This is a genomic window from Priestia sp. P5_B4, assembly GCF_056400385.1.
The window spans coordinates 1-5,249 of sequence record NZ_JBFULJ010000230.1 but is presented as its reverse complement, the minus strand read 5'-3'; the positions used below and the strand labels follow the sequence as shown (position 1 = coordinate 5,249).

The window sequence follows — 5,249 nt, the reverse complement described above, 5'->3', positions numbered from 1 at the left end:
TTTTAACAGTGCTTGATCTTTCKTCTGCTCTAGCTGTCCAGCGAGCTTCTCCATATGCTGAAAGTCTTTCTTTAAAACAGAATCTTTTACTTCAATCGTGCCAATCGTATTATTAATGGCTGTGGCTTCTTCTTGTACGGCAGGCCAGTCTGGATGCTCAATGGCACTCCACCCCGTCAAATCATTTAGTACGTCATGATGTTCAGCAATAAAGTCTTTTGCCTGCTGATCGCTGCTTTCCAGCTTATCAACTTTTTGTTGATCCACTTTAATGGCACTTGCCTTTATACTTTGCTGTGATAAAAAAGGAATTTTTCCGTTTTGGTACAATATCCATCCTGTCGCTCCTCCCCCGACTAAAAAAACGGATAAAGATACCGAAATGATCATACGCTTCTTCTTACTTTTATGTCTTTTTTCCATTTGACTCCTTTCCGGGTATTCAAAACCCTTTAGGCCTTATGAACTGAAACGAATAACCTACAAAAAGAATTTTACCATATTTTTAATATTAAAAATATTAAAAAAGAGACTCCTTCGAGTCTCTTTGAATCCACTTCAGTTAACTTTTACCTGTGTGTAGCGATTTTTAGGAACATTCAACTGCAAGTTACTTCTTAACGTACTCCCTTCGTATTCTGTACGATACAGGCCTCTTTCTTGCAGTATCGGTACAACATGTTCAACAAAGTCATCTAAGCCATGCGGAACGCTTGAATGAATAATAAAGCCGTCAGCTCCTTTTTCTTCGAACCACTGTTCCATCAAATTAGCGATATGCTCTGGCGTCCCAATAAATTGTGTTTTAGGTGTAGCAATTCGCAGCGCTGCTTCTCGCAGTGTCCACTTATATTTTTTGGCGTTTTCTTTAATTTTGTCGGTTGTACTGCGGAAACTATTATTCCCTATATCCCCCAAGTCAGGAAATGCATCATCTAATGGAAACTGTGAAAAATCAAAATGATCGAAAAAGCGTCCTAAGTAGTTTAGCGCATGTTCAATTGTCACCAATTGAGAAAGTTCTTCATATTTTCTTTCGGCTTCTTCGTTTGTACTACCAATTATAGGACCAATTCCCGGAAAAATTAAAAGTTCGTTTTCATTGCGTCCTTGCGCTGCAGCTCTCAATTTTACATCTTGGTAAAAAGCTTTTGCTTCTTCTAAATTGTCTTGTCCCGTAAACACTGCGTCAGCCGTTTTTGCTGCTAAATCTTTTCCGCTTTCAGAAGATCCTGCTTGAAACACTACGGGCTGCCCCTGAGCTGAGCGCCCAATGTTTAACGGACCTTCTACAGAGAAAAATTCGCCTTTATGATGCAATCGGTGCAGCTTTTTCTCCTCAAAAWATTGTCCGGTTTCTTTATTTCGAATAAATGCATCATCTTCCCAAGAATCCCATAATCCCTTTGTTACTTCTAGAAACTCTTCAGCTATTCTATAGCGTTTGTCATGAGTGGGGTGCTCTTTTCCATAGTTAAGCGCAGATCCTTCTAATGGAGATGTTACAACATTCCATCCCGCTCGGCCGCTGCTAATATGATCAAGTGAAGCGAATTGTCTAGCCACCGTAAACGGCTCGCTATACRAAGTCGATAGAGTGCCGACTAAACCAATATGAGAAGTGACAGAAGCAAGTGCTGATAGAATAGTAAGAGGTTCAAAACGATTCAAAAAATGCGGAAGCGATTTTTCATTGATATATAACCCATCGGCAATGAACACTAAATCAAATTTTCCTTCTTCCGCTTTTTGAGCCTGCTGCTTGTAAAAACCGAAATTAACGCTGGCATCTGACAAAATTTCAGAATGTCTCCACGCCCCCATATTACCTCCGACTCCATGAATAATAGCCCCTAGCTTTAATTGTCTTTGATGTGTCATATTACCATTCTCCTTTTTCATACCCATTCATAAATTCTCGTAATTGATTGGTTAAACCGCCTGCTCCAAAGCGAAGGACTCCTTCTTTTTCTGTCTTTCTTCCATTTCCTTCTTGTGCAAATTGCAAAAAAGCGATAACGTGAACTCTTCTAGGATGAATATTTTCAATTCCTTCGTCATAAAACCATTGATCAATTGTATTGTAAATCCCTTTATTGACTCTGAATTGACTGTGGCACCAATTAAAAAACTGGAGATCAGGCAGATTTAAATATCTCGCTTGCCCTAGCTTGGAAGCTGTAGCTTCACTAGATACATAGCCCATATGTTGAAATCTTTCCTTTGCTTGTAGCGTATCAGCTTTAATTTGATGCTTTAAAAATTCAATAGAAGGGAATTTTTTCTCTCCTCTCACCCGAAAGATCACGTCGCATTGAACTGTCTCTCCATAAATAACGTCGTTAAAATCCAGAATATGAACCTCAAATGTTTTAGATAGTTCCGATCCAAATGTCGGCTTAACTCCTACATTCATAACTCCTATATGTTCAAGTCCCCGCAGATGAACGAGGACACCATACACGCCATTTTTTAATTCCTCATGCTGAGTATCTATATTAGCTGTTGGAAACCCTAAGTGTCTTCCTTGCTGCCTTCCAGGTACAACCTGCCCTTTTATAATAAGTTTTTTACTTGTTTTAGCTTTTAATGCTCCTCTATTCACTACGTTCACCCTTCTTCCCTTAAGTCTAGTAAAAAATAAAAGGTTCTTTGCACAATGTCACACATTGTGCAAAGAACCTCTAGTGATCTAGTCGGTTTGTTTAATTTGATGATTTCATCATATACTTATTATTCCTATGAGTCAAGTTGGTTTTCGATTAAAATATTAGATTGTTTTTTCATAAATATAAGAGTAAGGAGAATGCGTTGGGTTAATACGCTTGAAAAATTGCTTTGTTCGATCTTCTTTTGGATTTAAAAATATGTCTTCAGGATGACCTTGTTCGACAATCTTTCCTCCGTCCATAAATACCACGTGATTAGAAACTTCACGGGCAAAACTCATTTCGTGCGTAACAATGATCATTGTAATTCCTTCTTCAGCAATTTTACGAATAACAGACAGTACTTCACCCACCAGTTCAGGGTCCAAAGCAGACGTCGGCTCATCAAATAAAATGACTTCAGGATTTAAAGCAAGCGCTCTAGCAATGCCCACTCGCTGCTGTTGACCTCCTGATAACTGACTTGGATAAGCATTTGCTTTTTCAGCAAGCCCCACTTTTTCAAGGACGTCTAAACTGCGTTGTTTCGCTTCTTCCTTTGGCAGCTTTTGAACAATAACTAGCCCCTCCATAATATTTTCAATAACGGTTTTATGTTTGAACAAATTGTATTGCTGAAAAACCATCGTTGTTTTTTGTCGAAGAGTTAAAATGTCTTTGCGGTTTGGCTTTTGGCACTGAACCGTAAATTGATCAATCGAAACTTCTCCTTCATCTGCTTTTTCTAAGAAATTAATGCAGCGTAAAAACGTAGTCTTTCCAGAACCACTCGGTCCTAAAATGGTCACAACGTCGCCTTTTTTAACAATTAAATCAATACCGTCCAATACTGTATTATCACCAAATGTTTTTTTTATATTTGTTAATGCAATCATACAACTCCTCCTCGATTATAAACCGTTAATTTTCGTTCAAGCAGCGCTGTTATCCCCTCTATTAACATCGTCAGCATCCAATAAATAAGAGCAGCAGCAATATAGGCTTCTAAAAACTTGAGATTATTGGAAGCTACGATATTAGCAGCACCGTTTAGCTCTTTTTGCGAGACGATGAATGCGATAGAAGACGTATGCAAAAAGCCGATGAAAATATTACATAAATTCGGTAAAGACAAAGCAAACGCCTGTGGAAAAACAATTCGTTTCATTGATTGAAAACGATTCATCCCAATGGCATACGCGGCCTCAATTTGTCCTTTTTCTACAGCTAACAAACCAGAGCGAATAATCTCTGACATATAAGCTCCCGCTGTAAAAGACAAAGCGATTAATACAAATACGACAATAGGAATGCTGTTTGCATTGAAGCCCCATCCACAGTAACTCGATACTTTATTAATAAATAACGGGAACCCTAGGTAAATAACCATAATATGAAGAATAGCAGGCGTTCCTCGGAAAAATGACACGTATACGTTGGCAATTGGCGTTATTATTTTTACTGAATTGATTCTCACAGCCGCAACAGCAATACCAATAATCACCCCGCCTAGTAACGGACCGGTGGTAATAAGGAGCGTTAAAGGTAATGCCTTTAAAATTTCTACAAATGCTGTCCATATAAATGGTACATCAATAATCATGTTTACACCTCTTTTAGTAAGCTCGTTTTATACATGAACAGGCTGATCATGTTTTTGCAGCTTCTGTTCTGATTTCACAAAAAATTTCTCTAATATAATCGCCACCAAATAATAAATAATGGCAAGTGCGATATATACCTCCACTGCATGAGCCGTTGCAGCGATAATGGTATCTCCTCTTCCCATCATATCCATCACACCAATGGTAAAGGCTAAAGATGTATCTTTTAAGGACCCAATCACAAGATTTCCAAAGTTAGGAAAGGCTACAACGAGAGCTTGCGGCAGCACAATTCGAGTGAACGTTTGTTTTCCGCTCATTCCTATACTATAAGCTGCTTCGGTTTGCCCTTTATCTACACTATTAATGGCACCGCGCATCATTTCAGAAAAAGACGCCGCCGTGCTCAGTGAATACGTGATAATAACAAATACAAGCGGAGCCATTCTTGAAACGTCAATATGAATCAATTGTAAAAGGGCAGGTATCCCGTAAAAAACTAAAAATAATTGAATTAAAATAGGGGTTCCCCTCATAAAAGAAATATAAACTGCTGCTATTTGGCTTAACACCGGTACTTTATAAATACGAGGCAGGGCAATAAACAATCCCAAGGTACTGCCAATCACAAGTGAAGCAATCAAAATCCAAATTGTAATATGCAAATAAGATAATAATTGAGGAATAGAGGTGAAAATCAGCTCTATATCAAATGCTTTTCCCATCTTTTTCTCTCCTTTGTTTCCCTCTACAGGTAGCGAAAGGACCCAAGTTCAAGGCTTGGGTCACAGTAAGTGCTTTAGTTATTTCCAGCTGCTTTTGTATAATCTTCTCCCAGCCATTTTTTACTTAATTTTGTCAATGTTCCGTCTTCTTTTATTTCTTTTAGCGCTTTATCCACATCTTTTTGTAAACCTGTTTCATCTTTGCGAAGCATAAAATATACTTTTGAATTTGAAATAGCAGGCCCTACAACTTTTTGCTCTGCGTCCGCTTG

General features: G+C 38.3%; 7 protein-coding genes. All 7 read right to left on the bottom strand.

The window, feature by feature from the left end:
* Window positions 1-390: hypothetical protein (locus AC1DRF_RS16145; RefSeq protein WP_477741137.1), on the bottom strand; the 390-nt coding region annotated here is incomplete at its 3' end.
* 168 nt (window positions 391-558) lie between these two features.
* Window positions 559-1,881, bottom strand: coding sequence for an LLM class flavin-dependent oxidoreductase (locus tag AC1DRF_RS16140; protein WP_477741136.1), 1,323 nt, complete (start codon window positions 1,879-1,881; stop codon window positions 559-561).
* A gap of 1 nt (window position 1,882) precedes the next feature.
* Window positions 1,883-2,605 carry a riboflavin kinase gene (locus AC1DRF_RS16135; RefSeq protein WP_043982631.1) on the bottom strand — a complete coding sequence of 241 codons (723 nt, stop codon included), beginning with the start codon at window positions 2,603-2,605 and terminating at the stop codon, window positions 1,883-1,885.
* Between the two features lie 165 nt (window positions 2,606-2,770).
* On the bottom strand, window positions 2,771-3,544 hold the full coding sequence (locus AC1DRF_RS16130; RefSeq protein WP_025752086.1) for an amino acid ABC transporter ATP-binding protein: 774 nt from the start codon (window positions 3,542-3,544) through the stop codon (window positions 2,771-2,773).
* Window positions 3,541-4,251 carry an amino acid ABC transporter permease gene (locus tag AC1DRF_RS16125; protein WP_043982092.1) on the bottom strand — a complete coding sequence of 237 codons (711 nt, stop codon included), beginning with the start codon at window positions 4,249-4,251 and terminating at the stop codon, window positions 3,541-3,543. The genes AC1DRF_RS16130 and AC1DRF_RS16125 overlap by 4 nt, the downstream gene beginning before the upstream one ends.
* A gap of 27 nt (window positions 4,252-4,278) precedes the next feature.
* The gene (locus tag AC1DRF_RS16120) at window positions 4,279-4,977 is read right to left on the bottom strand and encodes an amino acid ABC transporter permease (RefSeq protein WP_016763882.1); all 699 of its coding nucleotides are present in this window, start codon (window positions 4,975-4,977) and stop codon (window positions 4,279-4,281) included.
* Window positions 4,978-5,051: 74 nt separating this feature from the next.
* The coding region (locus tag AC1DRF_RS16115; protein WP_477741135.1) for a transporter substrate-binding domain-containing protein at window positions 5,052-5,249 on the bottom strand (198 nt) is incomplete at its 5' end.

Coding starts and splice junctions, on each gene's coding strand:
- AC1DRF_RS16130 (WP_025752086.1), bottom strand. CDS start 3,544: ATGATTGCATTAACAAATATAAAAAAAACATTTGGTGATAATACAGTA.
- AC1DRF_RS16125 (WP_043982092.1), bottom strand. CDS start 4,251: ATGATTATTGATGTACCATTTATATGGACAGCATTTGTAGAAATTTTA.
- AC1DRF_RS16120 (WP_016763882.1), bottom strand. CDS start 4,977: ATGGGAAAAGCATTTGATATAGAGCTGATTTTCACCTCTATTCCTCAA.